This is a genomic window from Streptomyces sp. NPDC051105 (genome assembly GCF_040682795.1).
Lineage (GTDB): Bacteria > Actinomycetota > Actinomycetes > Streptomycetales > Streptomycetaceae > Streptomyces.
The window spans coordinates 300,298-325,004 of record NZ_JBFBBR010000008.1; the positions used below are offsets into that span (position 1 = coordinate 300,298).

Sequence of the window (24,707 nt, forward strand, 5' to 3'; positions counted from 1 at the left end):
TCCCTGTGGAACTGCCCGTTCGGGCCATGCAGCAAGTTCTACAGCGGGTGCCCGAGGCTGACCAGGTCTGTTGCGGGCCCGATACTGCCCGGGTGTGCCCGTTTGCCGGGTCGCCGTGCCCGCCTCGGACCTGCGCGGCTGCCGGGCGGGGGGTGGGAGCGGGCAGCCGGGATGCCCGAACGCGGCGGCGGGCGGGCCCGTTCGGTGCCCGCCCGCCGCCGTGGACGATCGTTCTCCGCCGCCTGGCGTGATGCCGTGTCCGGCCGGCTTCCGCCGTCTCGTGTCTCGTTCGGCTTCAGTACGGCCAGATGGGCGGGTCGTTGACGAACCGGCCGCCCAGGTGGGTGTGGGCCGGGTTCCGCGGGTCCAGCTCGCCGTGCTCGGCGATCAGCTTCTCCGCGAACTGCTCGGAGTCGTCCTGCGGCTCGTAGCCGAGCGCCCGGGCGCTGGTCAGGTCCCACCACAGGCGGGTGTTGGCGGAGGAGCCGTAGACGACGGTGTGGCCGACCTCCTCGGCGGTCAGGGCCGCGTGGAAGAGCCGGGCGCCGTCGGCGGGGCTCATCCACACCGAGAGCATGCGCACGTCGGCCGGCTCGGCGAAGCAGGAGCCGATGCGGACGGAGACCGTCTCCAGGCCGTGCCGGTCCCAGTACAGCTGGGCGAGGTCCTCGCCGAAGGACTTGGACAGGCCGTAGAAGGTGTCAGGGCGGCGCGGGGTGTCGATCGGGATCAGTGGGTCGCCCGCGCGCGGGGCCGGGGTGTAGCCGACGGCGTGGTTGGAGGAGGCGAAGACGATACGCGGCACGCCGGCCTCGCGGGCGGCCTCGTACAGGTTGTAGGTGCCCTCGATGTTCGAGCGGAGGATCTTGTCGAAGGGTGCCTCCAGGGAGATCCCCGCGAGATGCAGGACCGCGTCCACGTCCCGTACCGCTTCCCGCAGCGCGTCCTGGTCGCCGAGGTCGGCGGTGATCGCGTCCGGCTCGCCGTCGATCGGGCGGACGTCGAAGAGGCGCAGCTCGTAGCCGTACGCCGGGAGCAGGGACCGCATCAGGGTGCCGAGCCCGCCTGCGGCGCCGGTGAGCAGTAGCGTGCGGGGAGTGGGCATCCGCGGTCTCCTTCATTCGACGTCGATCGCGTACATGTACGACATTCACATTCGTGGACACGCTAGGGAGCTGGGGTGTGCTCAGTCAAGTGTGCCGTGGAGTGCGGTAATCCGCCTTCGTGTTCCCTGTTTCGCGGCTTGACCGGCGCCAACGGGGAATCGTAACGTGGTCGCGTTCATGAATATGGACACCGATCAGACACATGCATCAACAGGGAGCGCCCGTGACGCCAGCCCCTCTCGCCGCGCGGCTCCGTGACCCGCGCGGGCCGCTCTTCTTCCCCGTCACGGCCTACGGCCCCGACGGCTCCCTCGACCTCGACACCTACCGCGAGCATGTGCGCCGGGGCGTCGAGGCCGGCGCCGCGGCCGTGTTCGCCTGCTGCGGCACCGGGGAGTTCCACGCGCTGCTGCCCGAGGAGTTCGAGGCCTGCGTGGGCGCGGCCGTGGCGGCCACCGAGGGCCGGGTACCGGTGATCGCGGGGGCCGGTTACGGCACCGCGCTCGCCGTGCGCTACGCGCGTCTCGCCGCGGCCGCGGGCGCCGACGGCCTGCTCGCCATGCCGCCCTACCTGGTGGTGGCCGGCCAGGAGGGCCTGCTGCGGCACTACCGGGAGGTGGCCGCGGCGACCGGTCTCCCGGTGATCGTCTACCAGCGGGACAACGCGGTGTTCACCCCGCCCACGGTCGTCGAACTCGCCCGCACCGAAGGTGTCATCGGCTTCAAGGACGGCCTCGGCGACCTGGACCTGATGCAGCGCATCGTCAGCGCCGTGCGCACCGAGGTCCCCGGCGACTTCCTCTACTTCAACGGTCTGCCGACCGCCGAACAGACCCAGCTCGCCTACCGGGCCATCGGCATCACCCTCTACTCCTCGGCCGTCTTCTGCTTCGTCCCCGAGATCGCCCTCGCCTTCCACGCCGCCCTGCGCGAGGGGGACCGGCCGACGGTGGAGCGCCTGCTGGACGGCTTCTACCGTCCGTTCGTCGAACTCCGCGCCCAGGGCCGGGGATACGCCGTCTCCCTGGTCAAGGCGGGCGTACGGCTGCGCGGTCTGGACGTCGGCGAGGTGCGGCCCCCGCTGCACGAGCCGGGCGAGGACCATGTGAAGCAGCTCGCCCAGCTGATCGAGCGCGGCTACGCCCTGCTGGAGGAGGACCGGTGAAGGCGTCGGCGTTCGTCTACCCCTGGGACGTGAACGGGGATCCCGGGGCCCCGGAGCGGATCGCCGCGCTCGGCGTGGACCAGGTGACCCTCGCCGCCGCCTATCACTCCACCCGCGCGCTGACCCCCCGGCACCCGCGCCACCGCGTCGTCACCGCCGAGTACGCGGCCCTCTACTACCCGGCGGGCGACCGCTGGGCGGACCGTCGGCTCCGACCCCACCAGGCCGGCTACTGGGCCCCCGGCGACGCCTACGGAGAGGCGGCCGAAGCCCTGGCCGGCGCCGGTCTCGACGTCCACACCTGGGTGATCCTCGCCCACAGCTCCCGCCTGGGCGCCGAGCACCCGGAGACCTCGGTCGTCAACGCCTACGGCGACCGCTACCCCTGGGCCCCCTGCATCGCCCAGCCCGCCACGCGCGCGTACCTGATCGACCTCGCCGCCGAGGCCGCCGTCCGACCGGGCGCGGCCGGCACCGAGCTGGAGTCCCTCGGCTGGTACGGCCTCCAGCATCTGCACGCCCACGACAAGACCGCGGGCATCGCCCTCGGCGACGCCGGCCAGTACCTGATGGCGCTGTGCTTCTGCCCGACCTGCCGGGCCGGTTACGGCGAACAGGGCCTGGAAGCCGACGAGTTGGCCGCCACCGTCCGGGAGGCCCTGGAGCCGCTGTGGCGGGGCGCGACGGACGACGGCGGATGGCCGACGGTCGAGAAGCTGCTCGGCGAACCGGTGGCGGCGGCCACCCGCGCGTGGCGCGACGGGCGGGCCCGCACGCTCCAGGAGGCGGCCGTGGCCGCGGTGCGCGCGGCGGCCCCCGAGGGTTTCCAGGTGCTGCTGCACGCGGACCCGGTGGCCTACCACTGCGGCGCCAACGCGGGCGTGGACCCCGCGCACGTGCTGTCGGTCGCGGACGGTGTCGTGGTCCCCTGCGCGGGCGGTACGGCCCTGCTGGCGCCCTTCGCGGAGCACGCGCGCCAGGACACGGTCCTGGCCGCCAACTTCACGGTGGTCTCCGGGATGGGCGGCAACCCCGGCACCCTGGCGGCCGACGCGGCCCGGGCGCGTGCGCTGGGCGCGACCGAACTGCGGCTGTATCACGCCGGGTTGGCGTCCGACGGCGACCTGGCGGCGGTGCGGGAGGCGCTGCGCTGAGCCAGTGACCCGGCGATGGCCAGCAGCGCACCGCCGAAGACCGCCAGCAGCAGCCGGTGGTCGACGAGTTCGACGAGGGCGGCCCCGACGGCCAGTCCGATCACGTTCGGTGTGAACATCAGCGTGTCGGCGGTCGCGGTGGCCCGCCCCAGTGCCGCGGCCGGGATCTCGCGCTGTACGGCGGTGTAGGCGGCGATCAGCACACAGGGCAGCCCGAGCCCGCCCGCCGCACCGCACGCCAGCACCACGGCGTCGTACGGCACCGCCCGCGCGACCAGCGCGATCCCCGTCAGCGCGATGCCGTACGCGGCGAACCGGCGCTCGCCGAGCCGCCGCAGGGCGGGCCCGGAGACCAGCCCGACCGCGACCGAACCGGCCCCCTGGACGGCGTACATCACGCCGGTGTAGGCGGGGGAGTGGCCGAGGGCGTCCACCACCGCGTAGTTCAGGCTGCTGCCGAGCGAGGCGAGGCACATCGTGACGCCGCCGGCCCGCACCAGCGGACGCAGGTCCGGGTGCCCCCACAGCAGCCGGACGCCCTCGGCGGTCCCCCGCCGCCAGCTCCCGGTGGCCGGCCGCGGGCGTTCCTCGCGCACCCGGAGCAGCGCGCACACCCCCGCGGCCAGCACGAAGGTGCCGGCGTCCAGCGCCGCCACGCTCGGCCCGCCGTACGCCGTGTACAGCGCGGCGCCGGTCAGTGGGGCGACCAGCTTCATGCCCTCGCGGGCGGTCATCCGCAGCCCGTTGAAGTCGCCGAGGAGGGCCGGGTCGACGGCGGCGGCGACCAGGGCGGAGTTGGCCGCGTCCTCGACGACGCCGGCCGCGCCGTAGAGGACGAGGACGGTGAACAGGAGCCAGACGGAGGCGGTGGAGCCGACCGTCCACAGGGCGAGAAGGAGGCCGGCCAGACCGAGGTTGACGCCGATCAGCAGGGGTTTGCGACGGACGCGGTCGGCGAGGGTGCCGAGGACCGGGCCGAGGAGGGTGGGGGTCCAGAGGGCGGCGGCGCACAGGGCGGCGAGGCCGTCGGAGCCGGTGAGGTCCTTGACCCAGACGCCCGACACCAGCCAGAGCGCGGAGGTGCCGAAGCCGGACACCACGACACCGGTGAGGTAGAGGGCCGCGTTGCGGTCGCGCAGGAGGCGGGTCACGGTCCAGGAGGTGTTCATGCCTGGTCATCGTGGGCCTAAGGCGGGGGTGCTGGGATCGGGCAGGTGCCTTAGAAGGACGGCGGACGGCGTGCGAAACCGCCGGGGGCGTGCCGATGAGTTTCGGGAGTCGGCGGGGTCGACCGCCTGAACGAGATCTTCGGAACGGACTTGGGAGGCGACGGGAATGACCGGCACGACCATGATCGACATCGGCCCGCAGGCGCGGATCGTCGCGATGCTCGCGGAGCGGGTGACGGACGAACAGCTCGCGGCGCCGACCCCGTGTCCGGACTATGCGGTCGGCCACCTCCTGGGCCATGTGGCGGGACTGTCCGTGGCCTTCCGGGACGCGGCCCACAAGGATCTGGGGACCACGACCGACCACCGCCCCGATGGCACCGTGCCGGCACTCGGCCCGGGATGGCGGCAGGAACTGCCCAAGGCACTCGACGAACTGGCTCAGGCCTGGCGGGACCCGTCCGCGTGGCGCGGCATGACCCGGGCCGGCGGGATCGACCTGCCGGGAGAGGTGGCGGCGGCGGTCGCCGCCGACGAACTGGTCATCCACGGCTGGGACCTGGCCCGGGCGACGGGGCAGTCCTATGTCCCCGATCCGGCGGCGCTGGAGGCGGCGTACGGCTTCCTCCGGGCGGCGGCGGAGGGCGACCGGGGTCCGTTCGGCCCGGTCGTGCCGGTGCGGGAGGGCGTGCCGCTGCTGGACCGGGCGGTGGGGCTGAGTGGCCGGGATCCGGCCTGGAAGCCGTAAACGGACTCAAACGGTGAGCGGGCGGGGACCCGGATCCGTACTCTCCTCGCCATGGCACTGAGCCTCACGGTCCTCGGCACGGCCTCTCCGCACCCCCGGCCCGGCCGCCCGTGTTCCGGCTATCTGCTGCGGGGCGGGGGCGCCGAGGTGTGGGTGGACGCGGGGACCGGGACCTTCGCGGAATTGCAACGGCACACGGATCCGGCCCGGCTCACGGCGATCTGGATCTCGCACCTGCACGCGGATCACAGTGCGGATCTGCTGGCCGCCGCGTATGCCTACGCCTTCGGCGGGATGACGCCGGCCGTGCCGATACCGGTGTACGCGCCGCAGGAGTGCGCGCAACGGCTGGCGGGCTTCTTCGGGCGATCGGATCCGGGCTTCCTGGGCGGAGTCTTCGACTTCCGGCCCCTGTACGACGGGCACATGGTCCGGCACTGGAACCTGCGGCTCGGCGCGCGGGCGGTGGCCCACGACGTCGAGGCCTACGGGCTGCGCGCCGAATGCCAGGGGAGCGTTCTCGCGTACTCCGGGGACAGCGGACCCTGCGACGCGCTGACCGAGCTGGCATCGCGTGCGGACGTGTTCCTGTGCGAGGCGGACCTCGACGAGCATCGCGATGGCGAACGGGTCCATCTGACGCCGGAGGACGCGGGGCGGATCGCCCGGGACGCCGGGGTGCGGGAGCTGCTGGTCACCCATGTGGGGCCGACGCTGACCAGGGAGATGGCGGCGGCCCGGGCGGGGGCGGTGTCGGGACGGCCCACCGGCGTGGCACGGGAGGGCGAGGCCCGGGGCCTCTGAATCCGCCGGACCCGAGGTGGAACACCGAATCCGAGGCGGAACACCGGATCCGAGGCGGAACACCGAATCCGAGGCGGAACACCGGATTCGAGGCGGCCCGCGGGGCCGGCGGAGCACCTTTGTCAGAAGCATTGACGAAACACAGCCGTCCTCCTACCTTCATCCGCGTCGTACTTCGTACGTCATATATGAGACGCGATACGCGAGATCAGATACGTCAGATCGGCTCCCGGAGCTGATACGTGACCCCGAGAGGCGCGCATGACCTCTGTGCCCATGCCGATCCCGTCCCGCACGCAGTTTGTGCTGGACGCGATCAAACACCGCATCCTCACCGGGCAGTTGACGCCCGGTCAGGCTCTGGTGGAGACCGAGCTGGCCGCACAGTTCGGGGTGTCCAAGACCCCCGTGCGGGAGGCGCTCAAGACACTCGCCGGGACCGGGCTGGTCGTGATGAGCCAGTACAAGGGCGTCACGGTGCGCATGGTGGACGCGGAGATGGCGCGCGAGGTCTACGACGTACGGCTCCTTCTCGAACCCGAGGCGCTCCGCCGGGCCGTCCGGAGAGGCGCCTCCCTGGACGCCGCCCGCGACGCCCTCACCCGGGCCGACGACGCGACCGACACCGCCGAACGCTCCCTCGCCAACCGGGACTTCCACCGCGCCCTCTACCTCCCGTGCGGCAACCCGCTGCTCGGCCGGATGCTCGACGAGGTCCGCGACCAGGCCGCCCTCGTCTCCGCCGTCGCCTGGGCCGCCTCCCCGTCCTGGGAACAGGAGGCCGGTGAGCACCGCGAGATCCTGCGGCTGGCCCTGGCGGGCGACTCCGACGGCGCCGCCGGTGCCCTGCACGCCCACATCGCGTCCTTCGTCGAGCGTGCGTACCCCGAAGCCCAGGCAACGGAAGGACAGGAATGAGCGGCGTGGCGTTCGAGACCCAACGGGCGGCCCTGGCCGACGTCGTGGCCATCCCGGTGACTCCGTTCGCCGCGGACGGCGGCGTCGACCGGACCGCCCACCGGGCCCTGCTGCGCCGCCTCCTCGACGGCGGGATCCGCACCCTCACCCCCAACGGCAACACCGGCGAGTTCTACGCTCTCACCCCCGAGGAGCGGCGCCTCGTCACCGAGCTGACCGCCGACGAGGCCGGGGAGCGGGCCACCATCCTCGTCGGGGTCGGACACGACGTGCCGACCGCCGTCGCCTCCGCCCGGCACGCCCGGGAGTACGGCGCCCGGATGGTGATGGTCCATCAGCCCGTCCACCCGTACGTCTCGCAGGCCGGCTGGGTCGACTACCACCGCGCCATCGCCGAGTCCGTGCCCGAGCTGGGCGTCGTCCCCTACGTCCGCAACGCCCAGCTCCCCGGCGCCCGCCTCGCCGAACTCGCCGACGCCTGCCCCAACGTGATCGGCGTCAAGTACGCCGTCCCCGACGCCGCCAAGTTCGCCGCGTTCGCCCGCGACGCCGGTCTCGACCGCTTCGTGTGGGTCGCCGGTCTCGCCGAGCCCTACGCGCCCTCCTACTTCTCGGCCGGCGCCACCGGCTTCACCTCCGGCCTGGTGAACGTCGCCCCCGCCGTTTCGCTGAACATGATCGAAGCGCTTCGATCCGGCGACTACCCGGCCGCCATGAAGGTCTGGGAGCAGATCCGCCGCTTCGAGGAACTCCGCGCGGCCAACGGCTCCGCGAACAACGTCACCGTCGTCAAGGAGGCCCTCGCCTCCCTCGGCCTGTGCCGCCGCGACGTCCGCCCGCCCAGCAGGCAGCTGCCCGAGGAAGAGCGCGCCGAGGTCGCCGCCATCGCCTCCGGATGGTCCCTGTGAACGCGCCTCGCAGACAGCCGGAAGAACTCCGCAGCCACCAGTGGTACGGCACCGAAGGCCTCCGCTCCTTCAGCCACCGCGCCCGCACCCGCCAGCTCGGCTACCTCCCCGAGGAGCACCTCGGCAAGCCGGTCATCGCGATCCTCAACACCTGGTCGGACATCAATCCCTGTCATGTGCACCTCCGTGACCGGGCGCAGGCGGTCAAACGGGGCGTGTGGCAGGCAGGCGGCTTCCCGCTGGAGTTCCCGGTCGCCACGCTCTCCGAGACCTTCCAGAAACCGACCCCGATGCTCTACCGCAACCTCCTCGCCATGGAGACCGAGGAACTGCTGCGGTCGTACCCGGTCGACGGCGCCGTGCTCATGGGCGGCTGCGACAAGTCCACCCCCGCCCTCCTCATGGGCGCCGCCTCCGTCGACCTGCCGGCCGTCTTCGTGCCCGCCGGCCCGATGCTCCCCGGCCACTGGCGGGGCGAGGTCCTCGGTTCCGGCACCGACATGTGGAAGTACTGGGACGACAAGCGCGCCGGTCTGATCGGCGACTGCGAGATGACGGAACTGGAGAGCGGCCTGGCCCGCTCCCCCGGACACTGCATGACCATGGGGACGGCCTCCACCCTCACCGCCGCCGCCGAGGCGCTCGGCGTGACCGTCCCCGGCGCGTCCAGCATCCCGGCCGTCGACTCCGGGCACGACCGGATGGCCGCCAGGGCCGGGATGCGGATCGTCGAACTCGTCCACCGGGACCGGCGGCTCTCCGACATCCTCACCCAGGAGGCGTTCGCGGACGCCGTCACCACCGTCCTCGGCCTCGGCGGCTCCACCAACGCCGTCATCCACCTCATCGCCATGGCCGGACGGGCGGGCGTGCGGCTCACCCTGGACGACTTCGACCGCATCGCCCGCACCGTGCCCGTCCTCGCCAACGTCCGGCCCGGCGGCCAGACGTACCTCATGGAGGACTTCCACTTCGCGGGCGGCCTCCCGGGCTTCCTCTCCCGCATCCCCGACCTGCTCCACCTCGACCGGCCGACGGTGTCGCACGACACCTACCGCGAGCAGCTCGCCGGTGCCCGGGTGCACGACGACGACGTCATCAGGACCCGCGACAACCCGGTGGCCGCCGAAGGCGGAGTCGCCGTACTGCGCGGCAACCTCTGCCCGGACGGCGCCGTCATCAAGCACATCGCCGCCGAACCGCGGCTCCTCGAGCACACCGGGCCCGCCGTCGTCTTCGACGACTACCGGACCATGCAGCGCACCATCAACGACCCCGCCCTCGGCATCACCGCCGACAGCGTGCTCGTGCTGCGCAACGCCGGGCCCAGAGGCGGCCCCGGCATGCCCGAGTACGGCATGCTGCCCATCCCCGACCACCTGCTGAAGCAGGGCGTGCGGGACATGGTGCGGATCTCCGACGCCCGGATGAGCGGTACGAGTTACGGCGCCTGCGTCCTGCACATCGCGCCAGAGTCGTACATCGGCGGCCCGCTCGCCCTCGTCCGCACCGGAGACCCCATCACCCTGGACGTCGCGGCCCGCAGCCTCCGGCTCCACGTGGACGACGAGGAGCTGGCGCGCCGCCGCGCCGAGTGGACGCCGCCGCCCGTGCGCTACCGGCGTGGCTACGGCGCGCTCTACGACCAGCAGATCACCCAGGCCGACACCGGCTGCGACTTCGAGTTCCTGGCCCGGCCGGGCGAGGTCCCGGACCCGTACGCGGGCTGACCGCACCACCCACAACTGCCCACCACCGCCCCTGATGATCGTCGAAGCGCTTCAACCACATGCATCTAGCAAGCGCTTCCTGCACCCGCTGTAACCAAAGCGAACGGAGAACAGTCATGGCCCAAGCCGCAGCCGTGGCGAAACCGCCCGCGCCACCCCGGCGGCGCCGTGCCTCCGCGACGCCGCGCAGGCTGCCGTATCTGCTGATCGCCCCGGCGGCCCTGCTGATGCTGGGCTTCATCGCCTACCCCGTGCTCAGCGTCTTCTACTACAGCCTGCAGAACTACAACCCCACCAAGCCCTGGCGGAACGGCTTCGCGGGCCTCGGCAACTTCACCCAGGCCTTCGCGCACGACCCGCAGTTCTGGTCCACGCTGACCTTCAGCGCCCAGTGGGTCGTGGTGGAAGTCGGATTGCAGCTGCTGTTCGGTCTGGCGCTGGCGCTCATCGTCAACCAGACGTTCGTCGGGCGGGCGCTCGGCCGGGCGCTGGTCTTCTCGCCCTGGGCCGTCTCCGGCGTGCTGACCTCCGCGATCTGGGTGCTGCTCTACAACTCCCAGACGGGCATCACCCGTTACCTCGCCGACGCGGGCATCGGGGCGTACGGCACCAGCTGGCTCTCCGACACCTCGACGGTGTTCCCGGCGGCCGTGGTCGCCGACCTGTGGCGGGGCGTCCCGTTCTTCGCCATCCTCATCCTCGCCGATCTCCAGTCCGTGTCCAGAGACCTGTACGAGGCCGCCGAGGTCGACGGGGCCGGCCGGCTCAAGCAGTTCTGGCACATCACCCTGCCGCACCTCAAGGACGCCATCGTCCTCTCCACGCTGCTGCGCGCGGTGTGGGAGTTCAACAACGTCGACCTGCTCTACACCCTGACGGGAGGCGGTCCGGCGGGGGAGACCACGACCCTTCCCCTCTACATCGCCAACACCAGTGTCGACGCCCACAACTTCGGCTACGCCTCCGCGCTGACCACGGTGGCGTTCGTGATCCTGCTCTTCTGCTCGGTGGTCTACCTGCGGCTGAGCAAGTTCGGAGGCGAGGCCAAGTGATCACCGAGATCGCTCCCGCGGCCGAACCCGTCGTATCCGCGCCCGCCCGGCCGGGGAAGAAGCGCCGCGCCTGGGACGAGGCCCCCCGCTGGCAGATCTACCTCCCCCTCGGGATCTACCTCCTCTTCACCCTGATCCCCTTCTACTGGATCCTGCTCTTCGCCCTGCGCCCGGCCGGCTCCACCTCCCTCGTCCCCTGGCCGGTCACCTTCGACCACTTCCGGAAGGTATGGACCGAGCGCAGCTTCGCCACCTACTTCACCAACAGCGTCTACGTCGGCGTCGCCACCCTGGTGCTGACCACCGTCGTCGCACTGGCCGGCGGCTACGCCCTGGCCCGCTTCGACTTCCGGCTCAAGCGCGGCTTCATGCTGGCCCTGCTCTGCTCCCAGTTCGTACCGGGCGCGCTGCTCCTGGTCCCGCTCTTCCAGATCTTCGCCAAGCTCCAGATGATCAACTCGCTCGGCAGTGTCATCATCGCCGAGACCGTCTTCCAGCTGCCGTTGTCGATGATCCTGGTCAGCGGCTTCATCAGGAACGTGCCGTACTCCCTGGAGGAGGCCGCCTGGGTCGACGGCTGCAACCGGCTCACCGCCTTCCGGATCGTCGTCCTCCCGCTGCTGCGGCCCGGGTTGATCGCGGTCGGCTCCTTCGCCTTCGTGCACGCCTGGAACCACTTCCTGTTCGCCCTGATGTTCCTGTCCGACCAGAGCAAGCAGACCATCCCGGTCGGCCTCAACACCCTGATGAGCGCGGACAGCGTCGACCTGGGCGCACTGGCCGCGGGCGGGATCATCGCCGCCGTACCGGTGGTGATCGTCTTCGCCTTCATCCAGAAGTGGCTGATCACCGGCTTCAGCGCGGGGGCGGTGAAGGGATGAGACACCCCACGGGCCGACCGGGCCGGACGCTTACCCTGCAGGCAAAGATCGACAGCGCAGGGAGCATGCCGTGAACTCTTCGACCATCGACATCGTGCTGGCGGGGGCGCGCGGCCACGGTCGCTGGCACCTGGAGAACATTCGCCGCCTTCAGGAGAAGGGGGTCGTCCGGCTCGCCGGCGTCTGCGAGCTGACCCCGCTCGGCGCGGACGAGCTGCCGGAGGGCCTCGGCACGCCCGAGCAGTCCGCCGACTTCGGCGCCCTGCTCGACTCGACCGGCGCCCGGATCGCCGTGATCTGCACCCCGATCCCCACCCACACCGACCTCGCCCTGACCGCCGCCGAGCGGGGCGTGCACCTGCTGCTCGAGAAGCCGCCGGCGCCGTCCTACGCCGAGTTCCGGCGGATGGCCGACGGGGGCGCCAAGGCGGGCGTGGTCTGCCAGATCGGCTTCCAGTCGCTGGGCTCGGGCGCAGTGCCCGCGATCCGCAAGCTGCTCGCGGAGGGCGCCATCGGTGACGTGCTGGGCGTGGGTGGGGCCGGCGCCTGGGCCCGGCCCGAGTCCTACTTCCGGCGGGCGCCCTGGGCCGGCAAGCGGCGGCTGGGCGGCGTGGACGTCGTCGACGGCGTCCTCACCAACCCCTTCGCGCACTCCGTCGCCACCGGCCTCGCCCTGCTCGGAACCTCCCGCGCCGAGGACGTCACCGGCATCGAGACCGAACTGCTGCGCGCCAACGACATCGAGTCCGACGACACCTCCTGCGTTCGTGTCACCACCCCGCGCGGACCGCTCACCGTCGCCGCCACACTCTGCGCCGAGGTGCCCGGGGACCCCTATGTCCTGGTGCACGGCACCAGCGGCCGGATCACCTTCTGGTACAAGCAGGACCGCGTGCTGGTGCAGCGGGCGGGCCACGGCCCGCAGGAGACCGAGTACGGCAGCACGGACCTGCTGGAGAACCTCGCCGACCACCTCACCACCGGCGCCGAACTGCTGGTCGAACCGGACTCGACGGGCGCCTTCATGAGGGTCGTTGAAGCGATTCGACTGGCCGCCGACCCGGCCGCCCTGCCCGCCGACGCCTGGCACTTCCTGCCCGAGGAGGGCCGCCGGGTCGTCACCGGCATCGACGGGCTGGTAGCGGCCTGCGCCGACACCCTCGCCCTCTACTCCGAGCTGTCCGCCCCCTGGGCCCCACCGAAAGCGGTGAGCACATGACAGACACCCTGGTGTTACGGGTCGCGGGCCGCCCGGTCGCCCGCTACGTCACCCGGCCCGAACTGCCCGCCCGCCTCTCCCCGCGGCCCTACCTGCACCCCGTCACCACCCTGGCCGGCACGGCGGTCACCGAGCTGACCCCGGCCGACCACACCCACCACCTCGGCGTCGGTGTCGCCGTTCCCGACGTCGAGGGGTTCAACTTCTGGGGCGGGCGGACCTTCGTCCGGGACCAGGGTCCGACCGAGCTGGACAACCACGGCACCCAGCGCCACCTGGCCTTCCAGCTGCGCGACCCCGACGGGTTCGTGGAAGAGCTGCGCTGGGCCGCCGCCGGCACCGAGCTGCTGCGCGAGCGGCGCACGGTCGCCGCGACCGAACTCACCGACATCGCCTGGGCGCTGGACTTCACCTTCTCCCTCACCAACATCACCGAAGGCCCGCTCTCGATCGGCAGCGCCGCCACCAACGGACGCCCCGGCGCGGCCTACGGCGGCTACTTCTGGCGGGCCCGCAGGGAAGCCGCCGCCCCGGACGTCTTCACGGCGGACCGGGAGGGCGAGCCGGCGGTGCACGGGCGAAGCGCCGACTGGCTGGCGCTGACCGGCACCGACTGGACCCTCGTCTTCGCCGGGGCCACCGAGGACACCCGCCGCGACCCCTGGTTCGTCCGCACCGCCGAGTACCCGGGCGTCGGCTCCTCGCTGGCCCCCGTCGAACGGCTGCCGGTCCCTCCCGGCGGGACCGTCGTACGGCGCGTCGTCACCGTCGTCGCCGACGGGCGGCTCGGGCGGGGCGAGGCGGCCGCACTGGTCCGCAAGGCGGTGACCCGGTGACCGCCTCCGGGCGGGAGCGCGGCCCGGCGTTCGCCGCCACGCCCCGGCGCCGAGTAGCCGAACGTCCGCACCACCTCACATCTCCATTGGATCCAGAAGAAGAGAGCCGACCAATGAAGAGCAGCATCCGCAGAAGCAGGCGTGCGGCCGTCGCCGTCGCCCTGGGCTCCGTGCTCGCCCTGACCGCCACCGCCTGTGGCGACGACGGCAGCGGCAGCGCGGGGGACAAGGGCAACGAGGGCTCCGGCAAGGGCACGATCACCTTCTGGGACAACAACGGCGGTGTCCGCACCGACGTCTGGAAGCAGATCATCGCCGACTTCGAGAAGCAGAACCCCGGCATCAAGGTCGACTACGTCGGGGTGCCCGCCGCCAGTGTGCAGTCCAAGTACGACACCTCCATCCAGGGTGGCGGACTCCCCGACGTCGGCGGTGTCGGCACCGCGATGCTGGCGGAGGTCGCCGCCCAGGGTGCCCTTGAGCCGCTGGACGGCCGGCTCGCGAAGAGTTCCCTGAACGGCAAGCTCAACGAGAAGTTCCTGGAGAGCGTGAAAGCCGCCGGCGGTGACGGGAAGACCTATTCCGTGCCGACGTCGGCGAACAACGGCACGCTCTGGTACCGGACCGATCTGTTCGGTGCGGCCAAGCTGGACCCGCCGACCACCTGGACGAACTTCTTCGCGGCGGCCGACAAACTCACCGACAAGGGAGACAACAAGTTCGGGTACACCATCCGGGGCGGCGAGGGGTCGATAGCCCAGGCGCTGGACGCCATGTACGGACAGAGCGGGATCACCTCGTTCTGGAACGGCGACAAGACGACGGTGAACGATCCGAAGAACATCGCTGCTCTGGAGAAGTACGTCGGGCTCTACAAGAAGGACACCCCGTCCGCCGACGTCAACAACGACTTCACCAAGATGGTCGCGCAGTGGGACTCCGGCACGATCGGGATGCTGAGCCACAACCTCGGGTCCTACGCCGACCACGAGAAAGCGCTGAGCGGGAAGTTCAAGGGCATTCCCAATCCCACGCTCGACGACGGCACCCGGGTACAGGTGTCCAACCCGGTAGACGGTCTCGGGCTGTTCAAGTCCAGCAAGAACAAGGCCGCCGCCTGGAAGTTCATCGAGTTCGCGGCCTCCCACGAGGCCAACAGCGAGTGGAACGAGTCGGCGGGGCAGGTGCCGGCGAACAACGAGGCGGCGCAGGACGCGTGGGTGCGGGCGTCGGAGCCGACGAAGCTGGCCGCCGAGGCGCTCAACGGGGCGTCCACCAAGATCGTGCAGCTTCCCTACTACCTGCCGGACTGGAACACCGTTTCCAAGGCCGACAACGAGCCGAACTTCCAGAAGGTGTTGCTGGGGAAGCTGACGGCGAAGGAATTTCTGGACACGTTGGCCGATCAGCTTGATAAGGCGCAGGCGGACTGGAAGAAGAACCACTGAGACCGGGTGGTTGCGGTTGTGGGGGACTGCGGGTTTGCCGTGACTGGTCGCGCAGTTCCCCGCGCCCCTGAGCAGGTCATATTGCCCCCTGTTTGAAAGGTGACCCCGTGTCCCTCACGCGCAGACAGGTAACTTCGGCGGCCCTTGGTGCCGTTCCTCTTGTCGGTCGTTCTTCCGAGAAGAACCGTCGCACCCTTTACATCGCCGGTGATTCCACCGCCGCCCAGAAGTATGCCGACGCGGCCCCGGAGACCGGATGGGGAATGGCCCTCCCCTTCTTCCTGCGGAAGGAAATCGCCGTTTCCAACCAGGCGGTCAACGGCCGTAGTTCCAAGAGCTTCGTCGACGAAGGGCGGCTCGACGCCATCCTCGCCACCATCCGGCCGCGTGATCTCCTCCTCGTCCAGTTCGCGCACAACGACGAGAAGAGTGACGATCCCACCCGGTACACCGAGCCCTGGACCACCTACCAGGACTATCTGCGCCGCTACGTCGAAGGCGCCCGCGCGCACGGTGCCCGGCCGGTCCTCGCCACGCCCGTGGAGCGGCGGAGGTTCGACGCCGGCGGCAACGCCGTGCCGACGCACGGCGACTACCCGGCGGCGATGCGTGCGCTCGCCGCACAGGAACGTGTCCCGCTGCTCGACATCGAGGCGCTGTCGCTCGCGCTGTGGCAGTCCCTCGGGGTCGAGGCGACCAAGACGTACTTCAACTGGACCGACACCGAGCAGGACAACACGCACTTCAATCCGCCGGGGGCCATCGCCGTGGCCCGGCTCGTGGCGCGGGAGCTGCCGCGCAGCCGGGTCCTGGCCCGGCACGACGTCATCCGGCTGCACCAGGACATCCCCACGTCCTGGATCACCTGGCCACCCGCATAGCTGAGGAGACCCGCACAGTGCGTACCCATATATGTCATGGACGCGTCATATCGGCAGTCGTGGGCTGCACGGCCCTCGTGCTCGCCGTGACCGGGACCGCCCAGGCCGCCGCCCCGCACCGGGCCGCGCTCGACCGCCAGGTGCTGGGCGCGCACGACGGCTGGGCCGCCGCCACCACCGGGACCACCGGCGGGGCCGCGGCCGACTCCGCGCACGTCTACACCGTCACCACCTGGGACGGGTTCAAGGCCGCCCTGGCCGACGGGGGCAGCGCGCCGAAGATCATCAGAGTCAAGGGAGCCATCGACGCGGACGGGCCGAGCTGCGCCTCGTTCGCCGTGCCCGGCTACGACTTCGACGCCTACCTCGCCAGGTACTCACCCGAGGTCTGGGGGCACTCCACCAACCTGGACGGCGAGCCCGACGACAGCCCGGAGGGGCTGCGCCGGGCCTCCGCCGCCCACCAGGACGCCTACATCAAGGCGAACGTCCCGGCCAACACCACCATCGTCGGGGTCGGCAAGGACGCCGGTTTCACGGGCGCCAGCCTGCAGATCAAGGCGGTCGACAACGTCATCGTCCGCAACCTGAGCTTCGAGAGCCCCCTCGACTGCTTCCCGCAGTGGGACCCGACCGACACCGCCGCCGGCAACTGGAACTCCGAGTACGACAGCGCGGTGGTCTACGGATCGACCCATGTGTGGATGGACCACGACACGTTCACCGACGGCGACCACCCGGACAGCACCCTGCCCTCCTACTTCGGGCGGATCTACGAGCAGCACGACGGTGAGCTGGACATCGTCAAGGGCGCCGACTACGTGACCGCCTCCTGGAACGTCTTCGAGGACCACGACAAGACGATCCTCATCGGCAACAGCGACAGCGCGTCCACGGCCGCCGTCGACCGGGGGCATCTCAAGGTCACCTTCCACCACAACCTGTTCTCCAACCTGGTGGAGCGGGCGCCGCGGGTGCGGTTCGGTCAGGTCGACTCCTACAACAACCACTTCGTCGCCGAGGACGGCTACGGCTACAGCTACGGCATCGGCATCGAGTCCCAACTCGTCGCCGAGCACAACGCGTTCACCCTGCCCGACACCGTCGGGGCCGGCTCGGTCCTGAAGAAGTGGAACGAGTCGACGCTCACCGCCGACGACAACTACGTCAACGGTGAGCTGACGGATCTGATCGCCGTCCACAACGCGCAGATCCCCGCCGAGACCCTCCAGGCGGGCTCGACCTGGACGCCGACCCTGCGCACGAGGGTCGACCCGGCACAGGCCATACCGCGCATCGTCGACCGCGCGGCCGGGGCCGGCCGACTGCGCTGACCCCGTCACCTCCCCGGGCCGGGGCGCCCCACCGCCCCGGCCCCTCCCGCACCCGACCCGCACCGCGAGCCTCACCCGAGCCGCACCGCGAACCTTCCCCGAGCCGCACCGCGAGCCTCACCCGAGCCGTACCGCGAACCTCACCCGAGCCGCACCGCGAAGGAGCATCCGCATGCCCTCGCCCCATCCTCGACCTCCCCTGTCCAGACGGGGTTTCCTGATCGCGAGCGCCGGGGCGGGCGCCGCGCTCGGCCTCGCCGCCGATCCCGCGCGCGCCGCCGCCGGCCGCCGTCCGTTCGGGCGGTACGGGTCCCCCGAGCACCGCCGCACCCCGGGGACCCTGTACGTCGACCCGCACGGCCGCGGCGACTTCACCACCGTCCAGGCCGCCGTCACCGCCGCCACCGGCAGCGGCCGTACCCTCGTCCTCGCCCCGGGCGTCTACCGGGAGTCCGTCGCCCTCGACACCACCCGCACCGAGGCCACCTGGATCGGCGCCTCCGAGGACGCGCATGACGTCGTCATCGTCTACGACAACGCGGCCGGCACCGCCAAGCCGGGCGGCGGGACCTACGGCACCACCGGCTCCGCCACCACCACCGTGCAGGCCGACGGCTTCACCGCCCGCTGGATCACCTTCGCCAACGACTGGCTGCGCGCCGACCACCCGGACATCAGCGGCACCCAGGCCGTCGCCCTCAAGGTGCAGGGTGATCGGAGCGCCTTCCACCACTGCCGATTCCTCGGGCATCAGGACACCCTGTACGCCGACTCGACGGCCCTCGGCGTCTTCGCCCGCCAGTACTTCGCCCACTGCTATGCCGAGGGCGACGTCGATTTCGTCTTCGGGCGGGCGACCGCGGTGTACGAGGGGTGCCACTTCCGCACCCTGAACCGGACCGACCTCGCGGCCGTCCCGTACGGGTTCGTCTTCGCCCCCTCGACGGCGGTCCTCAACCCGCGCGGCTATCTGGTGACCAGGAGCCGTGTCACCGGCGAGGTCCCGCGCGCCTCCTACAAGCTCGCCCGCCCCTGGGTGCCCAGCTCCGACAGCACCGCCCGGCCCTCGCTCGTCGTCCGGGACAGCCGGCTCGGCCCCGGCATCGACGCGGTCGCGCCCTACACCGACATGTCGGACGCCTTCCCCTGGCAGAGCCAGCGCTTCGCCGAGTACCGCAACCTCGGCCCCGGCGCCGAGATCACGGTCCCCGCCAACCGGCCCCAGCTCACCGCCGAACAGGCCGAGTCCGCGACCCGGGAGGCCTATCTCGGCGACTGGACCCCGTGGAAGGAGCGCTGACGTGCTGTCGAGACGCGCTCTCCTCTCCGCCGTCGCCGGGGCCGCCGCGTCGGCCTTCGCCCCGGACCACGACCGCCGCGTCCTGCACGTCCGCCCCGGGGACTCCGTCCAGGCGGCCGTGGACGCGGTGTCCGGACCGGACTGGACGATCGTCGTGCACCCGGGGACGTACCGCGAGGTCGTCGACGTGCCCGCGGACAAGGTGCGGCTGACCCTGCGGGGCGCGCGCCGTGATCCCAGGGCCGCCGTCCTCGTCTACGACAACGCCAACGGGACGCGGAAGCCGGACGGTTCGGGGACCTACGGCACGGCCGGCTCCGCGACCTTCACCTCCGCGGCGGCCGGACTCGTCGTACGCGATCTCACCCTCGCCAACGACTGGCTGCGCGCCGACCACCCGGAGATCACCGGGACCCAGGCCGTCGCCGCGTATCTCACCGGGGACCGTACGCACTTCGAGAACGTACGGCTCCTCGCCCACCAGGACACCCTGTTCGCCGACACGACCGAACTCGGCTCCTTCGACCGGCACTTCTTCCACAACTGCCATGTCGAGGGTGATGTCGACTTCGTCTTCGGGCGGGCGACCGCGGTGTACGAGAACTGTCACTTCCGCACCCTGCGAAGGGAGGTGGACTTCACCCCCAAGGGCATGGTGTTCGCCCCCTCGACCGCCCGTGCCAATCCGCACGGGTTCCTCGCCGTCCGCTGCCGGTTCTCCTCCGGTGCGGAGGACGGGGCGTACAAGCTGGCGCGGCCCTGGGTGCCGACGTACGAGACCACCGCCTGGCCCTCGCTGGTCGTCCGGGACAGTCTCATCGGCCCCGGGATCGACCCCGTCGCGCCCTACACGAACATGCGGGACGCCTATCCCTGGCAGTCCATGCGGTTCCACGAGTACCGGAACCACGGGCCGGGCTCGGTGATCACCGTCCCCGGCAACCGGCCCCAGCTCAGCGCCGCCGAGGCCGCGTCGCACACCCCCGCCGCCTACCTCGGCGACTGGAAACCCGTCCACCAGCTCTGATCGACGAAAGGACCCGCACGTCATGCGTCGTATCAGCTCCTTCACCGCGCTCGCCGTGACCACGGCCTCGCTCGGACTCGCCGTGCTCGCCACCCCGGCGCACGCGGCCACCGTCGTGGTCAGCAACTCCACCGACCTGACCAACGCCATCAAGAACGCCACCGCCGGCACGGTCATCCAGGTCCGCGGCGGCACCTACTACCCGACCGCCACCCTCCAGTCCACCGCCAACGGCACCTCGTCGTCGCCGGTCACCCTCACCGCGTACGGCTCGGAGACCGTGAAGATCGACGGGTCCTCGCTGCCCTCCGGCTCCTGGATCTTCAAGCTGACCGCCGACTACTGGAACGTCTCCAACATCACCTTCCAGAACTCCCCGGACAGCGCGGTCGTCTGCCAGTCCTGCACCGGGACCAACTGGAACAACGTCAAGACCATCAACGGCGGCGACTCCGGCTTCACGCTCACCGGGGACGGGACCGTGAACAACACCGTCAAGAACATCGACTCCTACGGCAACTACGACGCCGCCACCCACGGGGAGAACGCCGACGGGATCGCCGTCAAGTTCGGCTCGGGGACCGGGAACCTGATCTCGGCGGCGCGGACGTACAACAACTCGGACGACGGGATCGACTTCTGGTCCTTCTCCTCGCCGGTCACCGTCGAGCACACCTGGTCCTTCGGCAACGGATACAACCGCTGGAGCGACTCCGCGTTCGCCGGTGACGGCAACGGCTACAAACTGGGCGGCGACGGCGAGGTGGTCGCGCACGTCGTCAACAACTCGGCCGCGTGGGGCAACGCCGGCAACGGGTTCACCGAGAACTCCAACACCGGCGCGATCGTCATCAACCGCACCACCGCCTACGCCAACGGCAACTGGGGCTACTACTTCGCCACCAGCGCCGCCCGGCTCGGCAAGAACCTCGCCGTGAGCAACGGGAGCGGCCTGGTCAGCAAGGGCTCCTCGGTCGTCTCGGCCGGCAACAACTGGGACAGCGGGATCGGCACCCCCGCGTTCAAGTCGACGGACGCGAGCAGTACGTACAACGCCCGCAGCTCCAGCGGCACGCTGCCCGCGACCACCTTCCTGACGACCGGCAGCACCACCATCGGGGCCACCATGGACTGACCCGGACATCCGGAACCAATCCCTCCAGGGCGCTTGACCCGGTTTTTGCCTGTGGATGAGATATCGATCAGGCAACGGGTCTCGCGCCCACCAGGGTGACGCGCGTAGAACTCCTGTCATGCATAAGACACTTCGTCTCGCGGCGATCGCCGCCGCCTGTGCGCTCGCCGGCGGCGCCCTCTACGGCGCCGGTGCCGCCACGGCCGGCCAGTCGACCGCGAACTCCACCCACGAGCCCTACAACATCGGGCTCCTGGTGAAGGACATCGACACCTACTACGGCACGGCCGCAGACGCCAACGGCGTCTACCAGGCTTCGCCGACCAGCCCGTACGCCAAGGACCTGGCGCGTCTCGACAAGGACGCCCAGCGGTACATCGACCGGGCCGCGCGCAAGGCCCACCGCAAGGGCGAGAAGCCCGCGGTCGTCTTCGACATCGACGACACGCTGCTGCTCAGCCTCGACTACGAGAAGCGCTACAACTACACGTACAACTCCGCCACCTGGGCGGCCTACGTCAACAAGGCCGACCGCCCGGGCGTCTTCGGCAGCGCCGAGCTGGTGCAGTACGCGAAGCAGAAGGGGGTGGAGGTCTTCTACAACTCCGGTCTCAGCGAGGCGCAGCGCACCGCCGCCGTCGAGAACCTGAAGAAGATCGGCGCCGACGTGAACCTCGACGCCGGGCACATGTTCCTGAAGGACGCGGCCAACCCGCCGTCGTACCTGAGCGGTTGCGCCACCGCGGGCAGCTGGACCTGCACCACCGTGCAGTACAAGTCCGGCACCCGCAAGCACATCGAGACGGACCTCGGGTACGACATCATCGCCAACTTCGGCGACCAGTACTCGGACCTGGACGGCGGCCACGCCGACCGCACGTACAAGCTGCCGAACCCGACGTACTTCGTGTCGTAGGTCGTAGGCCGTAGGCCTTGGTCGGCGGACGCGGCAACCCTTTCCGGCCGCGGCGGCGACTGGGAGAGAGAAACGGGCCGGGGCGGCCCCTCCGGCCCGTTTCGCTCCCCTCGTCAGCACGTCGTCATCGGCGACGTCAAGGAAAGGAACGGCCAGTGCGCTTCAGCACCGGACGCCACCGCAGGACCCGTACCCTCTCGATCGCCGCGGCGGTGGCCGTCGCGGCGGGCGCGGGCGGCGTCTACCTCGGCCTGTCGAACGGTGGTGCCCAGGCCGCCACCAGCACGGTCACCGTCGCCACCACCGCACAGCTGGAGTCGGCGGTCGCGAACGCCACCGCCGGCACCGTCATCCAGGTCCGCGCGGGCACTTACTACCCGACCGCCACCCTCAAGTCGACGGCCAGCGGCACGGGTGCGAACCGCATCACCCTCAAGGCCTACAGCGGCGAGAAGGTGAAGATCGACGGCTCCAAGCTGCCCGCGGGCTCCTGGCTCACCGGGATCTACGGCAGCTACTGGACCGTGCAGGACCTCACCTTCCAGAACTCCCCGGCCCAGGGCTTCGTCGTCACCTCGTCCACGGGCGGCGTCTTCAAGAACCTGGTCACCGCGGACAACGGCGACTCCGGGTTCACCCTGCGCGGCGACGGCTCCGTGAACAACCTCGTCCAGAACCTGGACAGTCACGGCAACTTCGACGCGGCCGGGCACGGCCAGAACGCCGACGGGATCGCCATCAAGTTCGGCTCGGGCACGGGCAACAAGGTGACCGGCGCCCGCCTCTACAACAACTCGGACGACGGGCTGGACCTCTGGCAGTTCTCCTCCCCGGTCACCATCGAGCACAGCTGGGCCTTCGGCAACGGAAAGAACCGCTGGAACGACTCCGCCTTCGAGGGCAACGGCAACGGGTTCAAGCTGGGCGGCGGGGGCGTCGCCGTCGCTCACGTCGTGAACGACGACGCGGCCTGGGACAACACGCTGAACGGGTTCACCGAGAACTCCAACACCGGCGCGATCGTGCTGAACCGCAGCACGGCCTACGCCAACGCCCAGGCGGCCTCCCCGGTCAACATGTGGGCGAGACGGGAGAGTTCGGCGTAGTGGCGTTCGAAGAAGACATGGAACTCCACGGAGGCGGCGTCGTCGACGACTGTGCCCACGGGTGACCTCTTCTGTCAGGGAGTCTGCGTCATGCGCGTCTCTGTCATGCGAATGACAGGTGTATCGGCATGAGAACGTCCGGAGGAACGTTCCGGCGAGATCCGGAGCGTAGCAGTGATCTTTTTGTGTGCGCCGGACGGGGGTTCGGTGGCGATCCGGTCGATCGGAGTCCGTCAGGCCTGATTCCGTAACACGGAGAAAACCTGAAACCGGTTCAACGCGGGAACAATCCAGCCAGCATCCGCACACGATCACTCAGGCAACGAGGAGTACGACCATGTCCGAGTCGCAGAAGGTGGCCGAGCGGCAGGGCGCCGCGCCACCTGCCGGGAACACCGTCGACCGGTTCTTCAAGATCTCCGAACGGGGGTCCACCTTCGGCCGGGAGATACGTGGCGGCTTCGCCACGTTCTTCACCATGGCCTACATCCTCGTCCTGAACCCCATCATCCTCGGCAGTGCCAAGGACAAGTTCGGTCACACCCTCGACACCGGCCAACTGGTCACCGCCACCGCGCTGGTGGCCTGTGTGATGACGGTCATCATGGGCGTAGGCGGCAACCTGCCGCTGGCGATCGCGGCCGGACTCGGCCTCAACGCCGTCGTGGCCTTCCAGCTGGCGCCGCTGATGAGCTGGTCCGACGCGATGGGACTGGTCGTCCTCGAAGGCATCCTGATCTGTGTGCTGGTGGTGACCGGCCTGCGCGAAGCGATCATGAACGCGATCCCGCAGGCGATGAAGCAGGCGATCGGGGTCGGCATCGGCCTGTTCATCGCCTTCATCGGCTTCGTCGACGCCGGGTTCGTCAGCCGGATCCCGGACGCCGCGAACACCACCGTGCCGGTGCAGCTGGGTGCCGTCGGCCGGCTCACCGGCTGGCCCGTACTGGTCTTCTGTCTTGGCGTGCTCCTGACCATCGCGCTGGTCGCGCGCAAGGTGAAGGGCGCGATCCTGATCAGCATCGTCACCATGACCGTCGTGGCGATCGTCATCGACTCGGTCGCCGACATCAAGAGCTGGGGCCTGACCACGCCGAAGGTGCCCGACAAGATCGTCGACGCCCCCGACTTCGGACTCGTCGGCCACTTCAGCCTGTTCGGCGGCTTCGCCGAGGCCGGTGTCCTCACCGCCGTCCTGCTGGTCTTCACGCTGATCCTGTCCGACTTCTTCGACGCCATGGGCACGATCGTGGGCATCAGCGCGGAGGCCGGGCTGCTGGACGAGAAGGGGCAGGTGCCCGGCATCGGACGGGTGCTGTTCATCGACGGCGCGGCGGCGGTGGCCGGCGGTGTGGGCTCGGCCTCCTCCAACACGGCGTACATCGAATCGGCGGCGGGAGTCGGCGAGGGGGCACGCACCGGCTTCGCCAACCTGATCACCGGTGGGCTGTTCGGGCTCGCGCTCTTCCTGACGCCGCTGCTGACGATCGTGCCGCTCCAGGCGGCGGCGCCCGCGCTGATCGCCGTGGGCTTCCTGATGATGACCCACGTCAAGCACATCGACTGGGACAAGTACGAGATCGCCATCCCGGCGTTCCTGACGATCGCCGCGATGCCGTTCACCTACTCGATCACCGACGGGATCGGGGCGGGGTTCCTGGCGTACGTGCTGATCAAGGCGGTGCTGGGGAAGGCGAAGGAGGTCAGCTGGCTGCTGTGGGTGGTGTCGGCGCTGTTCCTGGTGTACTTCGCGATCGATCCGGTGGAGCAGGTGCTGGGGGTGAAGTAGCACCGGAAGTGGGGCGTTCCGCAAGGGGCGCGGGGCGGTAGCCGATGTGCGGCTACCGCCCCGCGGGCGCGACCAGCCACG

At 70.5% G+C, this 24,707-nt stretch carries 21 protein-coding genes and 2 pseudogenes; 20 read left to right on the forward strand and 3 right to left on the reverse strand.

The window, feature by feature from the left end; all coding sequences use genetic code 11:
* Positions 1 to 295 precede the first annotated feature (295 nt).
* Positions 296 to 1,105, reverse strand: a complete 810-nt coding sequence (locus tag AB0N16_RS21825) for an NAD(P)-dependent oxidoreductase (RefSeq protein WP_365799063.1) — start codon at positions 1,103 to 1,105, stop codon at positions 296 to 298.
* Positions 1,106 to 1,329: 224 nt separating this feature from the next.
* Here AB0N16_RS21825 and AB0N16_RS21830 point away from each other — a divergent pair, with 224 nt between their 5' ends.
* Together AB0N16_RS21830 and AB0N16_RS21835 are read left to right on the forward strand one after the other, a co-directional pair.
* A complete protein-coding gene (locus AB0N16_RS21830; protein WP_365799065.1) occupies positions 1,330 to 2,271 on the forward strand; it encodes a 5-dehydro-4-deoxyglucarate dehydratase in 942 nt (313 codons plus the stop codon).
* The gene (locus AB0N16_RS21835; RefSeq protein ID WP_365799067.1) at positions 2,268 to 3,425 is read left to right on the forward strand and encodes a hypothetical protein; all 1,158 of its coding nucleotides are present in this window, start codon (positions 2,268 to 2,270) and stop codon (positions 3,423 to 3,425) included. The genes AB0N16_RS21830 and AB0N16_RS21835 overlap by 4 nt, the downstream gene beginning before the upstream one ends.
* On the opposite strand, the gene AB0N16_RS21840 is transcribed toward AB0N16_RS21835, so the two are convergent.
* Complete coding sequence (locus tag AB0N16_RS21840; protein ID WP_365799069.1) at positions 3,368 to 4,594, reverse strand: MFS transporter; 1,227 nt, start codon at positions 4,592 to 4,594, stop codon at positions 3,368 to 3,370. The two genes, AB0N16_RS21835 and AB0N16_RS21840, sit on opposite strands and share 58 nt — an antisense overlap.
* Before the next feature lie 166 nt (positions 4,595 to 4,760).
* Between AB0N16_RS21840 and AB0N16_RS21845 the strand changes: the two genes are divergently transcribed.
* From AB0N16_RS21845 to AB0N16_RS21925, 17 genes and pseudogenes are all read left to right on the forward strand, one after another.
* On the forward strand, positions 4,761 to 5,342 hold the full coding sequence (locus tag AB0N16_RS21845) for a TIGR03086 family metal-binding protein (protein ID WP_365799070.1): 582 nt from the start codon (positions 4,761 to 4,763) through the stop codon (positions 5,340 to 5,342).
* 51 nt (positions 5,343 to 5,393) lie between these two features.
* Positions 5,394 to 6,146: an MBL fold metallo-hydrolase gene (locus tag AB0N16_RS21850; protein WP_365799072.1), complete on the forward strand. Its 753-nt coding sequence runs from the start codon at positions 5,394 to 5,396 to the stop codon at positions 6,144 to 6,146.
* Positions 6,147 to 6,407: 261 nt separating this feature from the next.
* Positions 6,408 to 7,064 carry a GntR family transcriptional regulator gene (locus AB0N16_RS21855; protein WP_365799074.1) on the forward strand — a complete coding sequence of 219 codons (657 nt, stop codon included), beginning with the start codon at positions 6,408 to 6,410 and terminating at the stop codon, positions 7,062 to 7,064.
* Positions 7,061 to 7,972, forward strand: coding sequence for a dihydrodipicolinate synthase family protein (locus tag AB0N16_RS21860; protein ID WP_365799076.1), 912 nt, complete (start codon positions 7,061 to 7,063; stop codon positions 7,970 to 7,972). Before AB0N16_RS21855 ends, AB0N16_RS21860 begins: the two co-directional genes overlap by 4 nt.
* Positions 7,969 to 9,702 carry an L-arabinonate dehydratase gene (gene araD, locus AB0N16_RS21865; protein WP_365799078.1) on the forward strand — a complete coding sequence of 578 codons (1,734 nt, stop codon included), beginning with the start codon at positions 7,969 to 7,971 and terminating at the stop codon, positions 9,700 to 9,702. The genes AB0N16_RS21860 and araD overlap by 4 nt, the downstream gene beginning before the upstream one ends.
* Before the next feature lie 116 nt (positions 9,703 to 9,818).
* The gene (locus AB0N16_RS21870) at positions 9,819 to 10,754 is read left to right on the forward strand and encodes a sugar ABC transporter permease (protein ID WP_365799080.1); all 936 of its coding nucleotides are present in this window, start codon (positions 9,819 to 9,821) and stop codon (positions 10,752 to 10,754) included.
* Positions 10,751 to 11,635, forward strand: coding sequence for a carbohydrate ABC transporter permease (locus AB0N16_RS21875; RefSeq protein ID WP_365799082.1), 885 nt, complete (start codon positions 10,751 to 10,753; stop codon positions 11,633 to 11,635). Before AB0N16_RS21870 ends, AB0N16_RS21875 begins: the two co-directional genes overlap by 4 nt.
* Positions 11,636 to 11,705: 70 nt before the next feature.
* Entirely contained in the window at positions 11,706 to 12,854 is a 1,149-nt protein-coding gene (locus tag AB0N16_RS21880; protein ID WP_365799084.1) for a Gfo/Idh/MocA family oxidoreductase, read from the forward strand.
* Entirely contained in the window at positions 12,851 to 13,690 is an 840-nt protein-coding gene (locus tag AB0N16_RS21885) for a PmoA family protein (RefSeq protein WP_365799086.1), read from the forward strand. Before AB0N16_RS21880 ends, AB0N16_RS21885 begins: the two co-directional genes overlap by 4 nt.
* Positions 13,691 to 13,803: 113 nt before the next feature.
* A complete protein-coding gene (locus AB0N16_RS21890; protein ID WP_365799088.1) occupies positions 13,804 to 15,138 on the forward strand; it encodes a sugar ABC transporter substrate-binding protein in 1,335 nt (444 codons plus the stop codon).
* A 107-nt stretch (positions 15,139 to 15,245) separates the two neighbouring features.
* Positions 15,246 to 16,019 carry a rhamnogalacturonan acetylesterase gene (locus AB0N16_RS21895; protein WP_365799090.1) on the forward strand — a complete coding sequence of 258 codons (774 nt, stop codon included), beginning with the start codon at positions 15,246 to 15,248 and terminating at the stop codon, positions 16,017 to 16,019.
* A 59-nt stretch (positions 16,020 to 16,078) separates the two neighbouring features.
* Positions 16,079 to 17,353 (forward strand): pectate lyase, encoded by a 1,275-nt coding sequence (locus AB0N16_RS21900; RefSeq protein ID WP_365799092.1) that lies wholly within the window; start codon positions 16,079 to 16,081, stop codon positions 17,351 to 17,353.
* A gap of 172 nt (positions 17,354 to 17,525) precedes the next feature.
* Positions 17,526 to 18,653 carry a pectinesterase family protein gene (locus AB0N16_RS21905; RefSeq protein WP_365799094.1) on the forward strand — a complete coding sequence of 376 codons (1,128 nt, stop codon included), beginning with the start codon at positions 17,526 to 17,528 and terminating at the stop codon, positions 18,651 to 18,653.
* Between the two features lie 4 nt (positions 18,654 to 18,657).
* Complete coding sequence (locus AB0N16_RS21910) at positions 18,658 to 19,680, forward strand: pectinesterase family protein (protein ID WP_365799310.1); 1,023 nt, start codon at positions 18,658 to 18,660, stop codon at positions 19,678 to 19,680.
* 22 nt (positions 19,681 to 19,702) lie between these two features.
* Positions 19,703 to 20,815 carry a chondroitinase-B domain-containing protein gene (locus AB0N16_RS21915; RefSeq protein ID WP_365799096.1) on the forward strand — a complete coding sequence of 371 codons (1,113 nt, stop codon included), beginning with the start codon at positions 19,703 to 19,705 and terminating at the stop codon, positions 20,813 to 20,815.
* Positions 20,816 to 20,933: 118 nt separating this feature from the next.
* Positions 20,934 to 21,731 (forward strand): HAD family acid phosphatase, encoded by a 798-nt coding sequence (locus AB0N16_RS21920; protein ID WP_365799098.1) that lies wholly within the window; start codon positions 20,934 to 20,936, stop codon positions 21,729 to 21,731.
* Between the two features lie 155 nt (positions 21,732 to 21,886).
* Positions 21,887 to 22,783: pseudogene (locus AB0N16_RS21925) on the forward strand (right-handed parallel beta-helix repeat-containing protein); the annotation flags it as partial.
* Between the two features lie 8 nt (positions 22,784 to 22,791).
* Here the strand turns inward: AB0N16_RS21925 and AB0N16_RS21930 are convergent.
* Positions 22,792 to 22,896: pseudogene (locus AB0N16_RS21930) on the reverse strand (SigE family RNA polymerase sigma factor); the annotation flags it as partial.
* A 278-nt stretch (positions 22,897 to 23,174) separates the two neighbouring features.
* On the opposite strand from AB0N16_RS21930, the gene AB0N16_RS21935 reads away from it, so the two are divergent.
* Complete coding sequence (locus AB0N16_RS21935) at positions 23,175 to 24,626, forward strand: NCS2 family permease (protein WP_365799100.1); 1,452 nt, start codon at positions 23,175 to 23,177, stop codon at positions 24,624 to 24,626.
* Positions 24,627 to 24,707 lie beyond the last annotated feature (81 nt).